The sequence below is a fragment of the Wolbachia endosymbiont (group A) of Rhinocyllus conicus genome, from assembly GCF_947250775.1.
Lineage (GTDB): Bacteria > Pseudomonadota > Alphaproteobacteria > Rickettsiales > Anaplasmataceae > Wolbachia.
In genome coordinates, this window is the sequence record NZ_OX366349.1 from 824,395 (window position 1) to 846,907 (window position 22,513).

Sequence of the window (22,513 nt, forward strand, 5' to 3'; positions counted from 1 at the left end):
ATACTCCAAATTTAACTCACTAATTTTCTATTTTCAATCCACTTATTAAAATCTTCTTTGCTTACTGCTTCAACAACAATTGGCATAAATCCATGGCCTTGACCACACAATTCATAGCACTGCCCGTAATAAACACCAGACTTTTTGATATTAAACCACGCCTCATTCAGCCTACCTGGTATCGCATCAATTTTTACACCGAAAGCCGGTACTCCCCAGCTGTGTATCACATCTCCTGCTGTAACTTGTAAACGAACGTTAGTATTAATGGGTAAAACGATGTTGTTATCAACAGAGAATAGCTTTAAATCTCCTTCGATAAAGTCTTCTTTTCCCTTAATATAACTATCAAATGACACACCTTGATATTCTGGATATTGGTAACTCCAATACCATTGATGGCCAATAACTTTCAGTGTTATATCAGCTTTCGGTATTTCTTCCTGTAGCTTCAGTAATTTAGCGTTTTCAAAGGCTAATATACAAACAATAATCGTTGGTATAACAAACCAAACAATTTCTAAAAGGACATTGTGGTTAGTTTGGCTTACGTTTGCCACTTTGCTTTTACGAAAGCGAAATACTACATAAGCAAGCAGCGCCCACACAAAAAGCATTATTGCAACCATCACAACCATTACAAACGAATGTGACCTAACTACAGCCTCCATTACTTCAGTTGCAGGAGCAGGAAATCCAAATTGCCAGGAAGTAGGAGCAGAGGCAACAGATATATTTGAGTAAAATATTATCAATAGTGCAAATAACTTCACCATATCTTTTGTTTGTTTGCTATAAAACTAAATGATATACTGTATAATAGTATATATAAACTTACTATGCAAATAGAGATTAGTGATGGTTAATAATTTTTTAGCATTCAATAAGTATAATAGTACAATACTAATTTGAGGAAAAAAGCATTTACATAAATCTATTGTAAGGAAAAATATTATGATATTTTAAATTAAGTATTTACTTTAAGTAAATTCTATAATAAGTTTAATAGTGTCTGTTACTGCTAATAACCCTCTAGCCTCACACCTAAAAGCAGTAACAGACACTATTAAACTTTATGACAAGTTTATAATTTGCAAGATCAAAATCTTACAAGTTCCTTTATTTTATTATACATTGCAGTTTGTTAATTAACTTTTAATGCCTATGGTAGCATTTACAGCTTGGACCAAAGATTTACGCATTATAGAAAATAATTATAAAAAAACACACTATATTTGTATACCATACAAACTTTTTTCATTCTGCATAGCTGAGTTACTAGATTCTGTAAACGAAATCTTTAGAGAAGCCAAATAGAGCTACCTTTCTATAAAAGACCTATCGACTGTTGCAATTATAGGCGTAAACAAGAATGATAAAAGAGTACGGGATTGAGTAACTATGTACACTTCTGCTGGCATACCAGGGTATAGGTATACGTTTTTAAACTGAGCAAGCTCTGACTTTGGTATCACCACGCGCACTGAATAATAACGCCCTAGTCTTGGATCATCAAGAGCATCAGGAGAAATATGGCTTACTATACCACTAATTAAACTTAAACGACGTGCACTGTAAGCACTCAGCCGGACTTTAACCTTTAGCCCTTCTAGCCCATCAATAGAGACTATGTTGCTATCTTTCTTTTGTGCTGACAGTACCTCTTCTATGTTTCTGGTCTGAATTTTAGCATCTATTATTAGGTCATCATCCGATGGCACTACGCTCATGATTGGAACTCCAGATTGTATAACACCACCTTCAGTATGGTATCTTATATCTGTGACTATCCCATCTTGAGGGGATTTAATTATTGTACGTGCTAATGAATCTTCAGCAACCATCAGCCTCTCTTTCAAGTCTGCAATAGACGTACTAACTTCCTTAAGTTCAGCGTTTGCTCTTTCTTGAGAATCATTTCTCACGTTTATAATTTCTAATTCATTCTCTCCAATTTTTTGCTGCACTTGAGATATTGCAGAACGGTAATGTCCAACTCTGCCTTCAATTTCAGCAAACTGTTTTTCTAAAGCTAAAATGTGTGGTTTGCTTATATGGCCACTATCAAGTAATTGTCTTTTTGTTTCCAACTCCTCAGTTATCAAGTCATATTGCTTATGAGCTGCATTTAGTTGAAAGTTTAGCCCAGCTAATTCATCATTTAACTGCTTTATACGTTGTTGCAGTATGTCTGTTTTTCCCAATATGCTCTTTCTCTGAGAGTTGAACAACTTTACTTGATTCTTTATCGCTTTATTTACAAGTTCATCGTGAGATAATTTTTTAACCTCATCAGGAAACTCGAGCGTGTCTAAATCTCCTCTGATTGCAATAAGCCTTGCTTCTGTTGCTAAAAATGATAAGAGCTTCTCTTTGATAATACTTAAATTCGCCTTCTCGTTAACATCACTCAACAAAACTAGAGGCTCATCTTTTTTAACTGCTTGGCTCTCTTTGACTAAAATTTTGCTTATTATTCCTCCGCCCAAGTGTTGAACTATTTTCCTATTTGAAGATACAATAACTTCTCCACTTGCATGCACCGCACCGTCAATTGGAGCTATAGCCGACCAAATACCACCTATCCCAAAAAAGATGAGTATTACTACCAGACCAAAAAATAGTGGTCCCCATGTTACTCTCAGAACTTCATTTACGTTATTACTTTCGCGTTTTAAAATAAAATTTATCACTGCATCAATCAATGCAAACGTCTTATCCAAAAATTTTGGGTACTTCTTCTTTTTATTTTTTGCTCCTTGCATATTTATATTATCACTATGGCCAATCAGGCCTGTCAAAGAAAATCCAGCGCTAAGCTTTTTTAACTTACTTATCATAATACTACTGTGAATTTGTGTTAACTCAAGATAACACACAAAAACAAAGAATCTATAATTTAGGCATTCCATTTAGACTGCAGAGCACCAGAATAAACTATTTAGTAACAATTCCTGCATCAACTATGTTTTTAAAATTTTTTGACGTTTAACTTTATTATAACTTTTCCTTTATTTTGTGAATATCTGAGTTACTTATATTATGTAAGAAATCTATTGCCAACCAGTCGATATTCTGTTAGGAATTAAGATAATATAAAGTTATTATGTTTAGATTGGAAAGTAGAAAGTTCCTGATCACTGGCGCATCAGGCGGAATAGGGCAAGCAATTGTAAAAATTATGCACAAAGCCGGAGCAACTTTATGTATTTCTGGCACAAAAAAAGAAGTGCTCGAAGAAGTTGCTAAACAATATGAAAAAAATATGCACATACTCCCTTGTGACTTATCAAATGCTGAGGAAGTAAATCAACTAGTAAATAGAGCAAGTGAGTTGATGGAAGGCTTTGACGGGCTTATATGCAATGCGGGCATTACGCGAGACAGTTTATTATTGAGAATGACAGATGAAGCATGGCAAAAAGTAATTGATATTAACTTGAGCTCTACATTTAAGCTGAGTAGAGAAGCATGTAAGAGACTAATTAAGAATAATTGGGGAAGAATTATAAATATTTCCTCAATAATAGGGCTGACAGGAAACGCCGGGCAAGCAAATTATGCAGCGTCTAAAGCTGGAATAATAGCTATGAGCAAATCTATAGCAAAAGAAGTTGCAAGTCGTAATATAACAGTAAATTGTATTGCTCCTGGGTTTATAGATACTAAAATGACTGAAGTTTTAAATGAAGGACAAAAGGGAAAAATATTAGATAATATTCCAATGAAAAGAATGGGAACAGGGGAAGAAATAGCAGCAGGGGTATTATTTTTAGCAAGTGATGAAGCAAAATATATAACAGGGCATGTGCTTAACATTAATGGTGGGTTATTTATGTAGCAACACTTATGTATAGACAAATTATAATTTTTACTTTAAAATAAAAATATGTGTAGGTTTGCGTTTGCGTTAATTTGTTATTTAAAGGCAAGAAAATGAGCTCTATAATAAAAAGATTTTTTAGTGTTTTTTGTGTAGTATTACTTTTCTCTTTCTCAGGTTATGCAGCTACCGCTGATCCTGATATGGATGACACAACTAAAGTAATATGCAATATTATTGGTTACGTTTGGGGAATAGGCGGTCCACTTATGACGGTAGTAATAATTGGTGCAGCTTTGCTTGCAATATTTGGCAGGATGCCGTGGCCAGCCCTCTTTGCTCTAGGCATGTTCTGTGGTGTATTTTTTGGCGCTAAAACTATCATAACGAAAATTATGCCCAACGTAAGTAATGAAGCAAAAGCTATGTTGGAAAAGTGTGGAAAATAACCCATAAAAGTGCAGAAATGCTTTTTTGTTATCCATTAAATCGCTTCATATCTTCAACTTGCAACAAATAAGGACTATCTTTTGGTAGAGTTTTAACAGCTAGCTCAGCATATTTTGTAAATTGCTTTAAATCACCTTCAATACAAGCCTTTTTTGTCAAGGCAAAATAATGCATTGCCGTATCAGCTTCACATTTATATGCAATGCTTAAATATTTCCAGACAAAAGCGTTATTTGGTTCTACATTCAAAATCTGCTCCAGGTAAAAAATCGCCTTTTTTGCATCACCGTGTAATAATAAAGTATGAGATAATGCAAGTTTCACTAAATAACTGTTTTTCTCAGATAAATACCTAAGCGATTCCTCATACATTTTTATTGCTTCACTTAAATTTCCGGCCTTGTATAGCATTTCTGCTTTTAATTCATATAGGTATGGGTCATTGCGTGACTCTTGAATCAATGAATTAACTTTAGCAATAGCCTCTTCTATCTTTCCTTGCCTATAGCAAACTATAGCATTTACATACTCAGAATTATTTTCATATTTATTAGATAACACATGAATAGGAACAAAGAAAGAGTCTAACTTTGCAACCACACGCTCAAACTTTAGTAACTTATCCGCAAAAATTGGTTTTACGTTGTTTTTGACCTTATAATTTTGTACAGCAAATATGCGTTTCTCACTAAGTGGGTGAGTGCGGAAATATTCCTCGGTGTTCTCATGCTCAATACTTTTAAAATAATCAAAAATCTCTTTCATACCTGAATTATCATAGCCAGATTCATCAAGGTACCTTAAAGCATAGCTATCTGCTACACTTTCTTGCTCTTGAGAATAGTTAAAAAATAGCCCTGAACTGAGTGCTACACCACTAAGCAAAATTGCACCAGCAACCTGAGGGTTAATGATAATACTAGAAACTAATCCTACCATATAACTAATCATTGCTATCGATTGAAAATAACCCATAGCACTACTCATTTGCAATATATGACCAGCAGATATGTGAGCAATCTCATGTGCTAATATACCAAGCAGGACATAAGGTTTAGCCGAGTATTGTAAAAGTCCTAAATGAATGAAGATACTGTTGTTGTTAATTACAAAAGCATTAATCGAATTATCATTAATTATAAAAACTTTCATTCGGTCACTATCAATGTTTGCAGCGAAAAATAAAGGTTGCGCTAGCTCTTTCACTATTGCTTCCACTTCACTATCTCTAATAATGTTAATAGAGTAAGCATTATTATAATATGCAAAAAAGAACAATAAGGTCAAAAACTTAGCAATTCTAAACATGGAAATTCTGTGCTTGTATAATTTATAGGAATTCTATATTTTAACACTTAAATTATACAAATTTATAAACGCTAGTTTAATTTTTTAACGTAACTGATAAGTTTGTCGATGGTAGTTAACTTAATTTTATGTTGTTCAGCAAATTTAAGTAACTGAGGTAAGCGCATCATAGAGCCATCATCATTCACTAATTCACAAATAACTGCTGAATGATCAAACCCTACTAACTTCGCCATTTCAACACTCGCTTCAGTATGACCAGCACGTTGTGCCACCCCACCTTTATGTGCAATTACAGGAAAAACATGACCTGGAGTTATGATGTCATCCTGAGTGCCATCCTTGTTGATAGCAGCATGTATAGTTTTCGTTCTATCCTCTGCTGAAACACCGGTTGTAATGCCATAACGTGCATCAATTGATGTAGTAAATGCGGTATGATTTTCACCAATATTTTTCTTTTCCATGAAATTAAGGCCCAACCTCTTCATGTGAAATTTAGTCATTGCTAAGCACACAACCCCTGTACCGTACCTAACCATAAAAGCCATATGTTCTGGTTTTACTTTTTCAGCTAAGACAACCAAATCACCTTCATTCTCTCTACTTTCATCATCAACTAAAATGAATAATTTACCGGAACGAGCATCCTCTAATACATCTTCCACAGAAGAAATACCGGGTAGACTCATTGAAGCATAAGTGGCCTGTACCATAATAATTTACTTAAATTCAATCTTAACTATTTTATACAATTTCTCTCCATTTGGCACTGTCACTTCCACATACTCACCGACTTTTCTGCCGATTAAGGCACTCCCAAGTGGTGAACTAGTAGATATTAACTGCTTTGAAACATCAGCTTCATATTCGCCTACAACCTTATAAACATATTCCACTTCACCGTTATTATCACTTAACATGCTTAATGTCACAGTTGCACCAAACATTACTGAATCACCAGACAAATTTTTTACTTCTATTACTTCCGCATGTGAGAGCTTACTTTCTATCTCCATTATACGGCCTTCAATAAAACCTAACCTTTCCCGTGCTGCATGATACTCTGCATTTTCAGACAAATCACCTTGATCACGAGCATCAGAAATAGCCTGTATCACAGAAGGTTTTTCTTCCTTTAATTTTTCAAGTTCGGCTTGCATATTCTCAAAACCTTCCCTCGTCATAGGAAATTTATTAATAATGGATGAAGCCATAATCACCACCTAAACGCAATTAAATTGAGTAACGAAATTACTCACAATGTTAAAAATATCACCTTTTATATCATCACTCATGTCATTTGACAACTTTTTTAAAACCCCAGGGTGTACAGTATGAAAATAATTAATAAGATCATGTTCAAATTTATTAATGTAACTTATTTGTATTTTACTTAACTGATTATATAGGTTAGAAAAAATATACATCAGCACTACTTGCTCTTCTATTGACATAGGTAAATGTTGTTTTTGCTTTAATAACTCGACAAGATATTTACCCTTATTCAAGGATAATTGAACACTAGCATCAAGATCAGAACCAAATTTTGCAAAATCTTCTAATTCTCTATACTGAGCTAAGCTTAGCTTTATAGAACTAGCAACTTTCTTCACAGACTTTAGTTGTGCAGCAGAACCAACCCGTGAAACTGACAAACCTATATTTACTGCAGGTCGAAATCCTTTATAAAATAATTCAGACTCAAGAAAGATCTGCCCATCGGTAATTGAAATAACATTTGTTGGCACATATGCAGATACATCACCAGCTTGAGTTTCGACAATCGGCAAAGCAGTTAAAGACCCCTGCCCTTTTTTATCAGACATTTTAGCAGCTCTTTCAAGCAAGCGAGAATGTACATAGAATATATCTCCAGGGTAAGCTTCACGACCAGGAGGACGTCTGAGCAATAAAGACATCTGCCTATATGCCACAGCATGCTTAGATAAATCATCATATATAATCAAACAATGCATTCCATTGTCACGGAAAAATTCCCCCATAGTGCAACCAGCATAAGGTGCTAAAAATTGCATAGGCGCGCAGTCAGATGCACTAGCCACAACTACAGTTGTATACTCTAATGCTCCGCTTTCTTTCAGCTTATTTACCACTTTTGCTACTGTTGAAATTTTTTGTCCAATAGCAACATAAACACAGTAAATTTTTTGATTTTCGTTTACCTCATCGTTAATCTTCTTCTGATTGATAATAGTATCAAGCGCAATAGTAGTTTTACCAATTTGTCTATCGCCAATAATCAATTCACGCTGCCCTCTACCTATTGGAATTAGCAAATCTATAATTTTAATTCCTGTTTGTAGTGGCTCATGCACAGACTTACGATCAATAATGCCTGGCGCTTTAGATTCTATATCCATTCTGTTTTTGGCTCTAATTTCCCCACCGTCGTCTATAGGATGGCCCAACGCATTTACAACTCTCCCTAACAATTCATGCCCTATAGGCACCTGCACAACATCACCACTACATTTTACAACGTCCCCTTCTTTCACATCACGGTCATTACCAAGCACAACTATTCCAGCCGTATCATGATCTAAATCAAGAACTATTCCTTCTACACCGCTTGCAAAAAATACCTTTTCACCGAATTTTGCTTTTTCCAGCCCATAAACCAATGCGATACCATCTGTTACTGAAATTACTTCACCTATATTTTCCCGCTTTATAGGATTATCAAACGTCTCAACTTTTTCCCTTATTACACTTGCTATCTCAGAAACATTCATACTGTTCTTCATACAAAATTCCTTACTTTTAATATTTCCATTTTACTTAAGTCAACTAACCTATCTAAGTAACTTTTTAGCGAAGCATCGATCAAATTAAAACCATACCTAACTACGAAGCCACCTAGTATAGAAGGGTCAACCACATTGCTTACTTTTATTATTTTACCAAGAAAGCTCAAAGATTCAGTAATTATTTTTATATCAGATTCCTTTAAAGCTTCTGCTGACTTTATAGTAATTTCGAATTCATTTTCATTTTCTTTTGCAAGACTTAAGAATTTTTCTAATATAAGGATCAATAAACTAGAGCGTTTGTTTGCAAATATAACCATAATAAATTTTACTAAATTTTCACTCAAGTGCTCATTTATAGAAAGCATCACTTCTTTTTTGTGTGCAAAAGAAATCATAGGATGAGATAGGTACACAAAAACATCACGTTGATCCTTAAAAAAAGCCAATAAAAATTCTACTTCTTTCCTTATAATACCTAACCTGCTTCCTGAGACATGAAACAGCACTCTAGCGTAAGATGAAACTAAATTATTGTATTGGGTCTTTTTCATATTAAATCCAGTAAATCTAAATTAATTCAGCTACAAACCTTCCATTCTTCAATCCAAGCATTTTTTATATAAACAGGTCCTCTCTTTAAGGAAAGAAAACATAAATCATATCTGACTGAATAATCTAAAAAACTAAGGTTTGTACTTAAGAAATACTTAGAAGAATTTATAATAGACTGACATTGAAGATGAGATATCGGTATTTCTTTTCCAAGTAAACTTGTTTTAACTTCTATAAAAATCAGCTCCTTTTTTTTAGATACAATTAAGTCAATTTCACCGAACTTACAACGGTAACGGCGTTTTATAACATTATACCATTTCAGCTTTAAATATGCCAAAACTAACAATTCGCCAAAGTAACCTACAAAGTAGCGTAACCTACTTACCATAAGAAGAACAATTATGATAACAATTAACTTTGTGTAACTACTTTGCCTCCTTCTCTATTTTTACTATAAACCTTACCTCTTGCTGCAATATCCCTATTAACCAGTTCTATCACTGCCATTGAAGCGCAATCACCCTTTCGAGTGCTAAATTTTATTATTCTAGAATACCCACCTTTACGATCTTGATAACGGCTGGCTAAGACGTTTAATAACTTATCAACTGCTAACTTACTATTATGAAGGCGTGAAAGCAAAAGTCTTCTACCATGTAAAGTATTCTTATTCTTAGCAATTGTAATAAACTTTTCGACATATGGACGAAGTTCCTTAGCTTTTGGTAAAGTAGTTACAATCTGCTCATGGTTAATTAATGAGATAGATAGATTCTTTAACGTCGATAATCTATGTTCAGTGCAACGAGATAGTTTACGTTTTTTTATTCCATGTTTCATATATCACCTAATCTTCATCAGTATGTTGTTTAGCCAACTCATCTATATCCTTAGGCGGCCAGTTTAGCACATTCATACCCAAAGACAAGCCAAAATTAGCCAAAACTGCCTTAATCTCATTCAAAGACTTCCTGCCAAAATTAGCAGTTCTTAACATTTCACCTTCTGTCTTTTGCACAAGATCACCTATATAAGTGATGTTTTCGTTTTTCAGACAGTTATGAGACCTGACAGATAATTCCATTTCATCTACCTTACGCAATAAGACAGGGTCATAACCCAAATCTTTAGCACCACTAGACGAAGAAACCTGCGATTTTTTATAACTTACATCAGAACTAATAAAGGGCTGAAGTTGCTCCTGTAATATTCTTGCAGCAGAGTCAACAGCTTGACTTGGAGAGATTGTACCATCAGTTTCAATTGACAATATCAGCTTATCCTTATCAGTCACTTGGCCAACACGACTATTCTCTACCCTGTACGAAACCCTGTTAACAGGGCTATACAAAGCATTAACTGGAATAAAACCAATTAAATCCTGTTCACTCATAAGCTTCAAAAGTTCATTTTCTTTATACTTAGTTACAGGAAGATAACCTTTTCCGCTAGCCACATATATGGTCATGTTAAGCTCTACATTTTGCCCCAGCGTACATATTAACAAATCTTTATTAACAATAGAGCATTGATCATCAGTTTCTATCATCCCAGCTAATACCTGGCAAGGCCCTTTAGCGTTTAAATTTAAGCATTTATTAGAAGCACCATTTAATTTACAACTCAACATGCCCATATTTAATACTATATCAGTTACGTCTTCTCTTACCCCTTGAATTGAAGTAAACTCATGAGTTATACCTTCAATTTTTATTCCATAAACAGCACTACCTTTAAGAGAAGATAACATTACACGTCTTAATGCATTACCTAATGTTAAAGCAAAACCACTTTCCAACGGTTCTAGGACTATATCACCTTTTTCACTTGAATCATCTGATATTACCTTAACTGAACTAGGTTTAATCAATTTATCTAAATTGCTACAGAGAGAAACATTATTATTATAATACATAAAACAACCTTTTCAAATATCCTATACTCTTCTTTTTTTTCTTAACCTGCACCCATTATGAGGAATTGCGGTTTTATCTGCAATTGAAGTCACAGTCAACCCACAGCTCTGAAGTGCTTTAACCGCAGCTTCGGTACCAAAGCCAGGACCACGAATTATTACAGAGACAACCTTCATACCAAATCTCTCCATTGCATTCTTCGCAGCAGCCTCCGCAGCCTTACCTGCAGCATAAGGTGTGGATTTTCTCGAACCTGAAAAACCACATGCACCCACAGAAGTTTGACATAGCGTATTACCATGAACATCAGTTACATTTACAAAAGTATTATTAAAAGTTGCACGAATATGAACAACACCAGTAATAAACTCCTTTGTACTCTTACCAACCGTTTTGACTTTTTTCATTAAAACTCACAATAATAATAAATTTTATTTTTTCCCAGCAATAGGCAACCGAGATCTACCTTTACGAGTCTTAGCATTAGTATGAGTCCTTTGCCCTCTCACAGGTAAACCTTTTCTATGTCTCACTCCTCTATAGCATCCCATTTCCACTAAAGATTTTATGTTCATAGCCACTTCTTTTCTGAGCTCACCTTCTATAACATAATTTTGTCTAATGAAACTGCTGATCTTTTCTATATCTTCATCTCGTAATTCTGAAACACGTTTGCGCTTATCAACTTCACAAGCGTGACAAATTACATTCGCAGTAGCAATACCTATACCATATATATAAGTTAATGCAAAAGGAACACATTTCCTCACTGGAACATTTATGCCTGCAATACGTGCCACTGGTACCTCGATACTTTATTAATAACAACTCTTAATTTATACCATAAAACAACTCAGAGTCAAACCAAATTACAAGAAATTTTACTTTCAATCTCTTGCGTTACCTCATCAACACTCAAATTAGCGTCAATTGTTAATAATTTGCCTTTATAATACTCGCGTAAACCTTTCATTTGAAGGTGATATTCACTTATTCTCTTATTAATTGCAGACATATCAGCATCATCAATTCTTTTCTCTAACCTCGTACTTTTACATTTAGCACAAGTAGTACTCTTAAAAGAAGATACACTATATATGCTTTTACAGTCCAAACACGCGAGACGATTTTTTAATCTATCGATTGCAATATTATCGTCAAGCTGCAGTTCAATTACAATATCAACATCCCTATTATATTTTTCTTGCAAAACTTGAGTCAAAAAATGAGCCTGGTTTAAATTTCTCGGAAAACCATCTAATAAGCAATTATCATCCATTAATGCAAGCTGGTCATGCAATAATCCACATATAATTTCATCTTGAATTAAATTACCAGATTCCACGGTACCCTTTATTTTTTTACCTAACTCACTGCCATCAGATATAATATTCCTTAATAAATCCCCCACTGAAATTAATTTTAAATTATATTTTGCTATTAACAAGCTTGACTGAGTACCTTTACCAGAACCTGGAGGACCAAAAATCGTAATGATCATCTTACTTTCCTCGTTTTAGACTCATATTTCTTTATCCAGCTATCGTACCTATTCGAAAAAATATAAGATTGTATTTGCATAATAGTATCAGTAATAACGTTCACTATAATCAGTAAACTCGTCCCACCAAAAATAAATGGTATATCATAATAATATCTCATAACTTCAGGTACAGTACATATGACTACCAAATACGCAGAGCCAATGAATGTCAACTTAAAAACTATATCTTGAAGGTAATCAGAAGTATGTTTCCCAGGCCTTCTACCAGGTATAAAACCACCATTTTTTTTAAGAAAATCTGCGTTTTCCTCTGGATTAAATATAAAATTGGTATAGAAAAAATTAAAAAATACTATCAGCACCAAATAGGCTACAATATATACTACTTTATTTGCCATAAAGTAATTTAAAATAAAATCAGAAAAAGCGTGCCCCTTATAGAAATTTGCAATTGAAATAGGTGTCAATAAAATTGCATTAGCAAAAATGGTTGGTACTACACCAGATAAATTAATCTTCAATGGAATATAAGTAAAATCGTCATTATGTAATCTTTTAAATTGCTTTTTAGGATGTTGAACAATAACTTTTCTATAAGAAGACTCTACAAAAATGACTAAGACTAGCAGCAAAAAAAACAATACCAAAACAAAAAGGATAATAAATAACGATACGCTACCGTTTTTATTTAACGTTAACAGAGATGACAAAGCGCTGTGTAACTCTGATATTATGCCCGTGAAAATGATTAATGAGATACCATTGCCTATACCGCTAGCACTGATTCGTTCACCAAGCCATATTAAAAGCATAGTTCCACCTAAAAGGCTGAAAACACCTATTGTACGAAACATAACACCAGGTTCGATTACAACCAATACCCCTTCCCTATTCATCCCTTCCAATCCAACCAAAATTGGAATTGATTGAAATACACAAATTACTATGGTCAGGTAGCGTATATAAGAATTCATCTTTCTACGGCCTGACTCTCCATCATTCTTAACTTCCTTCATTCCTTTAATCGCAGAAGAAAGCAACTGAATAATGATAGAAGCCATTATATATGGCATAACGTTCAATGCTAGAATTGTCATTCTAGCCAATGCACCACCAGAAAATAAATTAAATACTCCAAAAACACCTGAGCCCTCTTTGGGAAATATATCATTAATTACATCAAGATTAATTCCAGGAATAGGCACATAAGTACCCAAGCGATAGCAAATTAAAGCTATTAGCGTAAAAAATATACGTTTTAATAAATCGCCTTTATATAACAACGTAGGATCCAAGCTATTAAATGCGGATTTATTGCCCATGATTTACGATAGTATTTCCACACTACCACCAACTGAAGCTACAGATTTTTTTGCAGCTTCTGACGCAAAATTAACATGAAACACAAATTTTTCGCTCAACTTACCTTTATTAAGAAGTTTAATTTTATCTTTAATAGACTTTATAAAACCTAATCTATACAGCCTCTCCTTATCTATAACAGAGTCTTTCACTATTTTTTTAGCTTCCATTAAGCGCTGTATATCGCCAACATTAATTATAGAATATATGTTCCTACGTATAGGCTTAAAACCTCTTTTAGGCAAACGAGTATATATAGACTGTTGTCCACCCTCAAAACCATTTATGGAAACTCCACTTCTAGCCTTTTGCCCTTTATGCCCTCTACCGGATGTTTTACCTTTACCACAACCGATACCTCTACCCAGCAACCTAGGCTTCTTTTTCTTAGATAACTTAGTAAATATAGAGTTTAATTTTACAGCATTATTCATACTTTACCTGCTTCCAACTATCTCGCTAATCTTTTTGCCTCTTTTGCTTGCTACCTGACGAGGAGATAACATACTATCAAAAGCCTTAAATACCGCACATATAACATTATGAGGATTATTTGATCTAGTGGATTTAGCTACCACATCCTTTATACCTAACACCTCAAAAACTGATCTAATCGCTCCACCAGCAATAATACCTGTTCCGGCTCTTGCGGTTCTTAAAACTATCTCACCAGAACAAAATTTAGCTTTAATATCATGATGCAAAGTTCTACCTTCACGCAAGTACACTCTAATCATCGATTTCTTTGCAGCATTTACAGCTTTGACTCTTGCTTCAGCAACTTCTGCGTGCTTACCTATTCCACATCCTACCCTACCCTTCCCATCGCCAACAACAACCAAAATTGAAAATGAAAATCTTCTGCCACCTTTGGTAACCGTTGTTACTCTTCGTACCGAAACTAAAAGCTCTGATAAATCATTATTATTTTGTAAATTCTTTATAGCCATATTCAAAACCTTCTAAAACTCAAATCCAGAACTTCTTAAAGCCTCAGCAAATTGAGAAACTAATCCTGTATATTTATACGCTCCACGATCAAATACTAGCTTTTGTTCTAATTTCAGACCAGATAAGCGCTCAATCATTAAAGAAGAAACCTGTTTTATAGTTTCAGCATTGACTTTTCCTTTACATACATCCTTAATTTTAGCATCCAAAGTAGAAGCTGAAGTGAGAGTTACTCCTTTTACATCATTAATTAACTGGACATAAAAATGCCTATTAGATTTAAATATGGATATACGCAAACGTTCAGCGCTCTTGTCAAGCTTCGCTCTATTACGCAACTTCCTTTTTTCATAGTTACTTAAAAAATTATATAACCTTCTCATCTTAATTACTTCTTTTTACTTACAACTTTACGCAACATAAATTTACCCTTTATTACAATACCCTTACCTTTATAAGGATCGTACTTCCTAATCCTGCATATATCAGATGCCACCATATAGACTTTTTGCTTATCCATACCACTAACTACTAAGTGAGTTGGCTTTATGCACTTAATCTCAACATCTTTAGGCACTTTATATTTAACATTATGGCTATAACCAAGATACAAAGTCAAATACTTACCATCACACTCTGCCTTATATCCAACACCATTAATCTCAAGATTAACAGAAAAACCATCAACCATGCCGTTAATAATATTATTAATATTACTCCTATAAGTGCCCCACATAGGCTTTATTTCATCATAATCATCTTTATCTTGATCCACAGAAAGGAGTAGCTGATTATCAACAATCCGGCACACAACATCACTGATTAAGCTAAGCTCTTTTTCAGCCTTAGCACTCTTTATTAACATCCTACCATTATTATATTCAACTGAAATACCAGCAGGAATATTGATAGGAGCAGCACCTATACGAGACATGAATTTCTCCTATTATTTAAAACACACGACACAAAACTTCTCCACCAACCTTTAACTTATGTGCATTATAATCAGTCATCACTCCTTTGGGTGTCGATATAATAAAAATACCAAGACCATTATATGCTTTAGAAATGTCCTTATACTTAGAATAACAACGACAACCAGGCTTTGACACCCTAACTATGTCACTAATTACAGGTGACTTCTCATAATACTTCAATTTTACAATGAAAGAAGGTAAATTATCTACAACTTGCTTTTCATAATCAAGGATATACCCTTCATCTTTTAAAATCTTCAGTATAGAAGAATTCACTTTAGAAAACAACACTCTTGTTGTTCTATGCATTGCCAATTGAGCATTAAGTATCCTTGTTAAAAAATCACCAATACTATCAGATAACGCCACAATATACTCCTTATATTATATTTACCAACTAGACTTTGTAACTCCTGGAACTTGCCCAAAAGAACATAAATCACGCAAAACAATTCTACATAAACCAAATTTTCTATATACTCCTCTTGGTCTCCCAGTTAAAGCACACCTATTTCTAATTTTGGTTTTAGAAGAATTTCTAGGCAATTTTTTAATTAATTTATTTTGAGCTGTAAACCTTTCTACAATAGACAAATTCTTATTATTTATTATAGATTTCAATTTCTCTCTTTTTTCTTTATATTGATCGCACAGCTTTATTCTGCGAAGATTTCTCTCTATCATAGATTTTTTTGCCATATATTTCTCCTCTCAATTAATCAAAAAAAGGAAATTTAAGAGCCAGTAATAATTCCTTTGCTTCCTTATCACTAACTGCACTTGTTATAATATTAATATCCATACCTCTAATTTTACTTATTTTATCATAGTCTATTTCTAAAAACGAGATATGTTCCTTTATACCAAAGGAAAAATTACCATTACCGTCAAATTGCTTCACACTAAATCCTCTAAAATCTTTTTCCCTTGGCAAAGCAATATATATCAATCTTTCTAAAAACTCATACATTTTATCTCTACGCAAAGTTACTTTGCAACCTACTGTAGCACCTTTTCTGATCTTGAAGCCAGAAATAGATTTTTTTGCAAAAGTTGATAAAGGCTTCTGCCCAGCAATCAAATATAGGCTATCAAGTGGTTCATTTATTGCTTTACTATCTGTAGCAGCATCTCCAACGCCCATATTGATACACACCTTGACAAGTTTAGGCACTTGCATGATATTGCCGTAATTAAACTTATCCTTTAAGGACTTTACTATGCTATCTTTATACAATTCTTTAAACATATCAACCTAATCTATCACTTCTCCAGAAACTTTTGCAAAACGCACTTTTCTACCGTCTATAACCTTAAACCCCACTCTAGTTGGAGTTTTATATTTAGGGTCCAATGTTGCAACGTTGGATATATCAATAGCTAACTCTTTATTTAATATACCACCACTACTACCAGCTTTTGGTTTAGTGTGTCTCTTATGTACATTTACCCCAGAAACAATTACTTTCTTTTTAGCATCACATGCCACAACTTTAATCACTTTACCAATTTTTCCCTTATCTCTACCAGTTAAAACTATAACGTCGTCACCACTTTTTATTTTAGCACTCATTATAAAACCTCAACAGCTAATGACATTATCTTCATAAAAGAACCAGATGATAACTTTTTTACCGGACCAAATACCCGAGTGCCAAGTGGTTCACCTTGATCGTTAATCAAAACTACAGCATTGCTAGAAAAACGAATTACAGAACCATCAGATTTTCTAATAGGGCTTTTCACCCTCACCACAACTGCTCTATATACTTTTCCCTTCTCAACCTTCCCTCTTGGAGTAATAGATTTAGTAGATACAATAACTGTGTCACCTATAGATGCAGACTTTCTACCACCCAATAAACCAATACAAAGCACTGCACGCGCACCAGAATTATCAGCTACTTCCAACAATGTATTTTTTTGAATCATATAAATATCCTATTCAATGTGAGCTATTAACAACAACCCATTTTTTAGTAGTAGAAATAGGCTTGTGTTCTTGTATTAAAACCTTGTCCCCTTCTTTACAACTATTATTCTCATCATGTGCTGTATACTTCTTGTATTTTTTTATAACCTTTTTATACAGCTGATCCTTATACACTTGTAATACCGAAACCTTTACAGTCTTATCACACTTAGCCTTAGTTACAGTACCACAAAAAACCTTTTTAGGCATTCTTTTCCTCTCTTCTTCTTTTATTTAATGTAGTTAGAATACGAGCTATGCTCTTTCTTATTAAGCTAAAACGCGAAATATTGTTGCACTGCCCCAACTTCTTTTGAAAAACCAAATTAACAAACTCTTTTCTCAAATTTACAAGAATTTCATGCAATTCTTGTGAAGACCTCGATTCAATGTCAGCTATATCCATTGCAACTCCATTTAATTATGATTAGATACAAATTTACACTTCATAGGGAGCTTAGCGGTTGCCTTTTCAAGCGCCAATCTTGCTAAATGCATGGGAACATCACTGCTAATCTCAAACAACATTCTACCGGGCTTAGCTTTAAACACCCAAAATTCAACACTACCTTTTCCCTTACCCATACGTACATCTGCCGGCTTTTTACTAACAGGGGTATCAGGAAAAATTCTTATCCACACTTTACCAGAGCGTTTTAATGTTCTAGATATTACACGCCTTGCAGTTTCAATATGCTTAGACTGAATCCTACCTGCTTCTACAGCTTTTAAGCCATAATCTCCAAAAGATAATGTGCTACCACCTTTTGTATTACCCTTAATTCGCCCCTTAAATACCTTCTTATATTTACTCTTTTTGGGAACAAACATCTCAATATACCTTAATTACCAATATAAACCCAAACCTTAACTCCTATAATACCATATATAGTTTTTGCTTCACAAAAAGCATAATCTATATTAGCACGTAAAGTGTGTAAAGGCAAACGACCTTCTTTATACCATTCAGTACGAGCTATCTCAGCTCCGCCAAGGCGCCCAGAACAACTTACTTTAATACCTCTAGCACCCATCCTCAAACAACTTTGAATAGCTTTTTTCATCGCTCTTCTAAATGAACCCCTTTTTTCTAACTGTTGTGCAATGCTGCTTGATATTAAAACTGCATCTATTTCAGACCTTTTAACTCCTACTACATTCACTTCCACATTATTTTTTACTTTTTCAGCTATTTTTTGCTTTATCTTCTCAATATCTGAGCCTTTCTTACCTATTATCACTCCAGGTCTAGAAGAATGTATTATTACAGACACCAAATCGATTGTACGCTCTATAATTACTTTAGAAACACCAGCATGCTTAAAAGATTCATTTATATAACTGCGAATAGATAAATCTTGATGCAACCCTTGTTTATAACCCTTCTCAGCATACCAAACAGATGACCAAGTATTAATTATTTTTAACCTAAATCCTTTAGGATTAACGTTTCCCATACTTTTGCACTTTCCTTATTAATTTTCTATTTTTATGAATCATATAATTTCTCCCAATTTTACAGTTATATTACTATAACGTTTACTAACTCTATTAGCTCTACCCATAGCTTTTGGACATACCCTACGCAAAGTAAGAGACTTACCTATTGAAATTTCTTTTATATATAAATTATCGATATCCAATCCATAATTATATTGAGCATTAGCAATCGCAGAATTTAATACCTTCCTTATAAGACCCGCAGCTTTCTTTTCACAAAATCTTAATTGCACAGTGGCAAAAGAAACTTTTTTATTACGTACTAAACCAGCAACCAAATTCAATTTACGAGGAGTTGATTTTAAAACCCTAGAACCAGCTTTAACTATTACATCTCTGTTTTTCATATCAATTACCTTCTTGTCGCCTTTTTATCACCACTATGCCCAGTAAATTTACGAGTGGGCGAAAATTCACCAAACTTATGACCTATCATATTCTGATCATTAACATTAACAGGAATGTAATCCTTACCATTATAAACAGCAAACTTTAAACCTAAACAATTAGGAAGAATTACAGAAGCCCTGGAATGAACTTTTATAGCCATGTTAACAAACCCCTTGTTTAAAGCATTATTCACCGACTTTAATATAGAAGGATGACAAAAAGGAGGCTTCCACGCAGATCTACTCATAAACTAACCTTTCAATTGTTTTATATACTTATCACTAGATTTATTTTTCCTCCGAGTTTTCTTTCCTTTTGTTGCAACACCCCAAGGAGTAACAGGATGACGACCACCAGAGGTTTTTCCTTCCCCACCTCCATGAGGATGGTCAACCGGATTCATTGCAACCCCACGCACAGTAGGTCTAATTCCAAGCCACCTACTTCTTCCAGCTTTACCCAGCTTTCTATTCTTATGGTCAGGGTTAGATACTACACCAATAGTAGCCTTGCAAGAAGATAAAATCAACCTAATTTGACCAGACCTGAGTCGTAATAAAACATATTGGCCATCACGACCAACGATTTGCGCATAACAACCAGCAGCTCTAGCAATCGCAGCACCATTACCTGGCTTCAGCTCAACATTATGAACGAAAGAACCAACAGGTATATACTTGAGTAGCAAACAATTACCTGGCAAAATATCAGCATCATTTCCAGCTGTAACAATATCACCAGGCTTCATACCTTGAGGAGCTAATATATAAGACTTAATATCATCTTCCTTATATGATATTAACGCTAAAAACCCACTTCTATTTGGATCATACTCTATTTTTTCAACTATACCCTGACCACTTCTATTACGCTTAAAATCTATAACTCTATACTTCTTTTTGTGACCACCACCCCTATGACGAGTTGTAATTCTACCATAATTATTTCTTCCACCACTGGACTTTTTACCGGATGTAAGAGACTTTTCTGGCTCATCTTTTGATAAACCAACTTTACTTACTAACACAGTCCCACGAGAAGACGGAGTAACAGGATTAAAAAATTTCATACCCATATTAAACGCTCATTATATCTAATTTTTGACCATCTATCAAAGAAAAATAAACTTTCTTTTTCTGTTTTTCACAACCAATCACACCCCTGAAACGCCTATATTTAGGCTTAATTCTAACAACATTTATAGAAGAAATTTTAACATCAAATAGAGACTCTATTGCCAACTTTATTTGACGCTTATTTACATTTACAAAAACATACAAAGAATATTTATTAAACTTCTCCCTCAAAAAAGAGGCCTTTTCTGTAATTATAGGAGATTTTATTATATTATTATATTTGATCATAACAATCTACCTTCAAGATGCTTTAAAGTATCCTTTGTCAACATCACGCATTCGTGATTCAATATATCAAAGACATTTAACCCAATAGGTTTGGTTAAGTCTACATAATGCAAGTTTCTAACAGCACGCAACAAATTATCTCCATAATCACCAACTATCAAAAAGGAAGAAAATTTAAAATTTTTAATACATTTACACATTTCAGACGTTTTCTTCACATCAATATTTAAATTATCCAGAATAATCACTTGATTATTTAAATACTTTAGAGATAAAGCAATTTTTAAACCAAATTTGCGTACCTTCTTATTAAGAGAATAAGTATGACTCCTCACAACAGGGCCGAAAATAATCCCACCACCTCTAAATTGAGGAGATCGCAAGCTCCCTTGTCTTGCCCTACCGGTACGTTTTTGACCATAAGGTTTAGCTGTTGTACCAGAGACATCACTGATACCTTTTGTTTTATGAGTACCAGCTCTTCTCTTCGCTAATTGCCATCTCACTATATCATGCAAAATACTCAATTTTTGCTTAGCAGAAAATATCAAAGGATTGAGCTGAGCAGTACCTACATTATTATTAGATAGATTAACTAAATTACATTCCATAACTAACTTACCAAATTACTAGCATCATCATTTACATCTAACAGTAAACCTACCGGAAAAGGAACATCTTTATGTAAAGATTTTTTAACTGCATCTCTTACAAAAACATAGGAATTTTTAAACCCAGGAACATTATTACCCTTCACAGCAATTATACTATTTTCATGATCAATGGATAATATCTTCATATTTTGTGCAGTTATTCTGCTGTTACCTAAATGACCAGCCATTTTCTTTCCTTTGAATACTCTACCAGGATCCTGACATTGACCAGTGGAACCTTGTGATCTGTGAGCAATAGAAACACCATGAGATGCCCTAAGCCCACTGAAGTTATGCCGCTTCATCACACCAGCAAATCCTTTACCTATAGAATAACCCGTAATATCAAGATATTGACCAACCACAAAATGATTGATTCCCACTTTTTTACCACATTCTATTCCCGACAGGTCATTTAATCTACTTTCGTATAACTTACATTTATTATTTATACCCTTTTTCTTTAAATATTCCAACTGAGGTTTTGCTATATTTTTAAAATCTCCTGTGCCTAAAATGACTGAATTATAGCCACATTTATCTTGTCCTTTTATATCAACAATATAAGTTTCGCTGAGATGCAATAAAGTTACAGCCATGCGACTATTGTCAGAATACATAGCAGTATGACCAATATTCATCATTAGTAAACCAATTCTCCTCAGCGAATTTATTCTCTTCATTTCCTTCTCCTAAACCTTAACTTTCTTGACTTTTAAATCCACTTCTACGCCAGCAGAAAAAGATAAACCTGTAAGCATCTGCATCATAGTAGGAGTAAGATCATGTAAAACAATCAAACGCCTAGAAGTTCTCATTTCAAACTGTTCACGAGATTTTTTATCAACGTGAGGAGATCTATTAACAATAAATTTAGAATCTTTTCTTGGCAACGCAATCGGACCAGATAATTTTGCATTGGACCGCTTTAATTCATCAACAAATTTTCGAACACACTCCTCCAATAAAGAACAATCGAAAGCCTTAATGTTAATATATATATCTTGCTTCATC

36 protein-coding genes are annotated in these 22,513 nt (G+C 34.0%); 2 read left to right on the plus strand and 34 right to left on the minus strand.

From position 1 onward, the window contains the following. Nucleotides 1-11: 11 nt before the first annotated feature. Both coxB and OOK92_RS04120 read right to left on the minus strand, forming a co-directional pair. Entirely contained in the window at nt 12-776 is a 765-nt protein-coding gene (gene coxB, locus OOK92_RS04115) for a cytochrome c oxidase subunit II (protein WP_264736344.1), read from the minus strand. A gap of 543 nt (nt 777-1,319) precedes the next feature. After that, the gene (locus OOK92_RS04120; RefSeq protein WP_253309070.1) at nt 1,320-2,840 is read right to left on the minus strand and encodes an HlyD family type I secretion periplasmic adaptor subunit; all 1,521 of its coding nucleotides are present in this window, start codon (nt 2,838-2,840) and stop codon (nt 1,320-1,322) included. A 266-nt stretch (nt 2,841-3,106) separates the two neighbouring features. Here OOK92_RS04120 and fabG point away from each other — a divergent pair, with 266 nt between their 5' ends. After that, nucleotides 3,107-3,841 (plus strand): 3-oxoacyl-[acyl-carrier-protein] reductase, encoded by a 735-nt coding sequence (gene fabG / locus OOK92_RS04125; RefSeq protein WP_253309071.1) that lies wholly within the window; start codon nt 3,107-3,109, stop codon nt 3,839-3,841. Between the two features lie 95 nt (nt 3,842-3,936). Then, on the plus strand, nt 3,937-4,272 hold the full coding sequence (locus OOK92_RS04130; protein ID WP_264736346.1) for a TrbC/VirB2 family protein: 336 nt from the start codon (nt 3,937-3,939) through the stop codon (nt 4,270-4,272). 28 nt (nt 4,273-4,300) lie between these two features. Here the strand turns inward: OOK92_RS04130 and OOK92_RS04135 are convergent, their stop codons facing one another. The 32 genes from OOK92_RS04135 to rpsJ all read right to left on the minus strand — a co-directional run bounded on the left by OOK92_RS04135 (nt 4,301) and on the right by rpsJ (nt 22,512). Further along, on the minus strand, nt 4,301-5,581 hold the full coding sequence (locus tag OOK92_RS04135) for a M48 family metalloprotease (RefSeq protein ID WP_264688286.1): 1,281 nt from the start codon (nt 5,579-5,581) through the stop codon (nt 4,301-4,303). A 71-nt stretch (nt 5,582-5,652) separates the two neighbouring features. Beyond that, a complete protein-coding gene (gene ribB, locus OOK92_RS04140; protein WP_182182755.1) occupies nt 5,653-6,297 on the minus strand; it encodes a 3,4-dihydroxy-2-butanone-4-phosphate synthase in 645 nt (214 codons plus the stop codon). Nucleotides 6,298-6,303: 6 nt separating this feature from the next. After that, nucleotides 6,304-6,798 carry a transcription elongation factor GreA gene (gene greA / locus OOK92_RS04145; protein ID WP_264736348.1) on the minus strand — a complete coding sequence of 165 codons (495 nt, stop codon included), beginning with the start codon at nt 6,796-6,798 and terminating at the stop codon, nt 6,304-6,306. 9 nt (nt 6,799-6,807) lie between these two features. Further along, nucleotides 6,808-8,349, minus strand: a complete 1,542-nt coding sequence (gene atpA, locus OOK92_RS04150) for a F0F1 ATP synthase subunit alpha (RefSeq protein WP_264736349.1) — start codon at nt 8,347-8,349, stop codon at nt 6,808-6,810. Next, entirely contained in the window at nt 8,346-8,906 is a 561-nt protein-coding gene (gene atpH / locus OOK92_RS04155; protein WP_253309075.1) for an ATP synthase F1 subunit delta, read from the minus strand. The genes atpA and atpH overlap by 4 nt, the downstream gene beginning before the upstream one ends. 26 nt (nt 8,907-8,932) lie before the next feature. Beyond that, nucleotides 8,933-9,298, minus strand: a complete 366-nt coding sequence (locus OOK92_RS04160) for a YraN family protein (RefSeq protein ID WP_253309076.1) — start codon at nt 9,296-9,298, stop codon at nt 8,933-8,935. Between the two features lie 23 nt (nt 9,299-9,321). Beyond that, nucleotides 9,322-9,750, minus strand: a complete 429-nt coding sequence (rplQ, locus tag OOK92_RS04165) for a 50S ribosomal protein L17 (RefSeq protein WP_253309077.1) — start codon at nt 9,748-9,750, stop codon at nt 9,322-9,324. Nucleotides 9,751-9,757: 7 nt separating this feature from the next. Beyond that, on the minus strand, nt 9,758-10,825 hold the full coding sequence (locus OOK92_RS04170; RefSeq protein WP_253309078.1) for a DNA-directed RNA polymerase subunit alpha: 1,068 nt from the start codon (nt 10,823-10,825) through the stop codon (nt 9,758-9,760). A 21-nt stretch (nt 10,826-10,846) separates the two neighbouring features. Further along, nucleotides 10,847-11,233 carry a 30S ribosomal protein S11 gene (gene rpsK, locus OOK92_RS04175; protein ID WP_264732204.1) on the minus strand — a complete coding sequence of 129 codons (387 nt, stop codon included), beginning with the start codon at nt 11,231-11,233 and terminating at the stop codon, nt 10,847-10,849. Nucleotides 11,234-11,257: 24 nt separating this feature from the next. After that, nucleotides 11,258-11,626: a 30S ribosomal protein S13 gene (gene rpsM, locus OOK92_RS04180; RefSeq protein WP_264736350.1), complete on the minus strand. Its 369-nt coding sequence runs from the start codon at nt 11,624-11,626 to the stop codon at nt 11,258-11,260. A gap of 59 nt (nt 11,627-11,685) precedes the next feature. Next, nucleotides 11,686-12,327 (minus strand): adenylate kinase family protein, encoded by a 642-nt coding sequence (locus OOK92_RS04185; protein ID WP_264732200.1) that lies wholly within the window; start codon nt 12,325-12,327, stop codon nt 11,686-11,688. Next, a complete protein-coding gene (gene secY, locus OOK92_RS04190) occupies nt 12,324-13,652 on the minus strand; it encodes a preprotein translocase subunit SecY (protein ID WP_253309081.1) in 1,329 nt (442 codons plus the stop codon). The genes OOK92_RS04185 and secY overlap by 4 nt, the downstream gene beginning before the upstream one ends. Nucleotides 13,653-13,655: 3 nt before the next feature. Next, on the minus strand, nt 13,656-14,126 hold the full coding sequence (gene rplO, locus OOK92_RS04195; protein ID WP_264736351.1) for a 50S ribosomal protein L15: 471 nt from the start codon (nt 14,124-14,126) through the stop codon (nt 13,656-13,658). A gap of 3 nt (nt 14,127-14,129) precedes the next feature. Next, nucleotides 14,130-14,642, minus strand: a complete 513-nt coding sequence (gene rpsE / locus OOK92_RS04200) for a 30S ribosomal protein S5 (protein ID WP_264736352.1) — start codon at nt 14,640-14,642, stop codon at nt 14,130-14,132. A gap of 12 nt (nt 14,643-14,654) precedes the next feature. Further along, on the minus strand, nt 14,655-15,026 hold the full coding sequence (gene rplR, locus OOK92_RS04205) for a 50S ribosomal protein L18 (RefSeq protein ID WP_250294835.1): 372 nt from the start codon (nt 15,024-15,026) through the stop codon (nt 14,655-14,657). Between the two features lie 5 nt (nt 15,027-15,031). After that, entirely contained in the window at nt 15,032-15,577 is a 546-nt protein-coding gene (rplF, locus tag OOK92_RS04210; RefSeq protein ID WP_253309084.1) for a 50S ribosomal protein L6, read from the minus strand. Nucleotides 15,578-15,593: 16 nt separating this feature from the next. Then, on the minus strand, nt 15,594-15,989 hold the full coding sequence (gene rpsH, locus OOK92_RS04215; RefSeq protein WP_264736353.1) for a 30S ribosomal protein S8: 396 nt from the start codon (nt 15,987-15,989) through the stop codon (nt 15,594-15,596). A gap of 21 nt (nt 15,990-16,010) precedes the next feature. Beyond that, nucleotides 16,011-16,319, minus strand: a complete 309-nt coding sequence (rpsN, locus tag OOK92_RS04220) for a 30S ribosomal protein S14 (protein ID WP_064124653.1) — start codon at nt 16,317-16,319, stop codon at nt 16,011-16,013. Between the two features lie 16 nt (nt 16,320-16,335). After that, nucleotides 16,336-16,869 (minus strand): 50S ribosomal protein L5, encoded by a 534-nt coding sequence (gene rplE, locus OOK92_RS04225; RefSeq protein WP_010962750.1) that lies wholly within the window; start codon nt 16,867-16,869, stop codon nt 16,336-16,338. 6 nt (nt 16,870-16,875) lie between these two features. Beyond that, nucleotides 16,876-17,193 carry a 50S ribosomal protein L24 gene (gene rplX / locus OOK92_RS04230; RefSeq protein WP_182182782.1) on the minus strand — a complete coding sequence of 106 codons (318 nt, stop codon included), beginning with the start codon at nt 17,191-17,193 and terminating at the stop codon, nt 16,876-16,878. Next, on the minus strand, nt 17,193-17,552 hold the full coding sequence (gene rplN, locus OOK92_RS04235) for a 50S ribosomal protein L14 (protein WP_006279348.1): 360 nt from the start codon (nt 17,550-17,552) through the stop codon (nt 17,193-17,195). Before rplN ends, rplX begins: the two co-directional genes overlap by 1 nt. 13 nt (nt 17,553-17,565) lie before the next feature. Then, complete coding sequence (gene rpsQ / locus OOK92_RS04240) at nt 17,566-17,802, minus strand: 30S ribosomal protein S17 (RefSeq protein ID WP_264732192.1); 237 nt, start codon at nt 17,800-17,802, stop codon at nt 17,566-17,568. Beyond that, a complete protein-coding gene (rpmC, locus tag OOK92_RS04245; protein WP_006279350.1) occupies nt 17,795-17,998 on the minus strand; it encodes a 50S ribosomal protein L29 in 204 nt (67 codons plus the stop codon). The genes rpsQ and rpmC overlap by 8 nt, the downstream gene beginning before the upstream one ends. 11 nt (nt 17,999-18,009) lie before the next feature. Continuing rightward, complete coding sequence (gene rplP, locus OOK92_RS04250; RefSeq protein ID WP_250294844.1) at nt 18,010-18,423, minus strand: 50S ribosomal protein L16; 414 nt, start codon at nt 18,421-18,423, stop codon at nt 18,010-18,012. 11 nt (nt 18,424-18,434) lie between these two features. After that, nucleotides 18,435-19,049 carry a 30S ribosomal protein S3 gene (gene rpsC, locus OOK92_RS04255; RefSeq protein WP_264736354.1) on the minus strand — a complete coding sequence of 205 codons (615 nt, stop codon included), beginning with the start codon at nt 19,047-19,049 and terminating at the stop codon, nt 18,435-18,437. A 39-nt stretch (nt 19,050-19,088) separates the two neighbouring features. Next, nucleotides 19,089-19,439, minus strand: a complete 351-nt coding sequence (gene rplV / locus OOK92_RS04260) for a 50S ribosomal protein L22 (protein WP_096616838.1) — start codon at nt 19,437-19,439, stop codon at nt 19,089-19,091. A 5-nt stretch (nt 19,440-19,444) separates the two neighbouring features. Then, complete coding sequence (rpsS, locus tag OOK92_RS04265; protein ID WP_006279181.1) at nt 19,445-19,729, minus strand: 30S ribosomal protein S19; 285 nt, start codon at nt 19,727-19,729, stop codon at nt 19,445-19,447. Between the two features lie 3 nt (nt 19,730-19,732). Further along, nucleotides 19,733-20,557, minus strand: a complete 825-nt coding sequence (rplB, locus tag OOK92_RS04270) for a 50S ribosomal protein L2 (RefSeq protein ID WP_253309089.1) — start codon at nt 20,555-20,557, stop codon at nt 19,733-19,735. A 1-nt stretch (nt 20,558) separates the two neighbouring features. Further along, nucleotides 20,559-20,846 (minus strand): 50S ribosomal protein L23, encoded by a 288-nt coding sequence (locus tag OOK92_RS04275; protein WP_064124642.1) that lies wholly within the window; start codon nt 20,844-20,846, stop codon nt 20,559-20,561. Next, complete coding sequence (gene rplD, locus OOK92_RS04280; RefSeq protein WP_264736355.1) at nt 20,843-21,457, minus strand: 50S ribosomal protein L4; 615 nt, start codon at nt 21,455-21,457, stop codon at nt 20,843-20,845. The genes OOK92_RS04275 and rplD overlap by 4 nt, the downstream gene beginning before the upstream one ends. Before the next feature lie 2 nt (nt 21,458-21,459). Then, nucleotides 21,460-22,182 (minus strand): 50S ribosomal protein L3, encoded by a 723-nt coding sequence (rplC, locus tag OOK92_RS04285; RefSeq protein ID WP_253309090.1) that lies wholly within the window; start codon nt 22,180-22,182, stop codon nt 21,460-21,462. A 9-nt stretch (nt 22,183-22,191) separates the two neighbouring features. Continuing rightward, nucleotides 22,192-22,512 (minus strand): 30S ribosomal protein S10, encoded by a 321-nt coding sequence (gene rpsJ / locus OOK92_RS04290; protein ID WP_264736356.1) that lies wholly within the window; start codon nt 22,510-22,512, stop codon nt 22,192-22,194. Nucleotide 22,513: the final 1 nt, after the last annotated feature.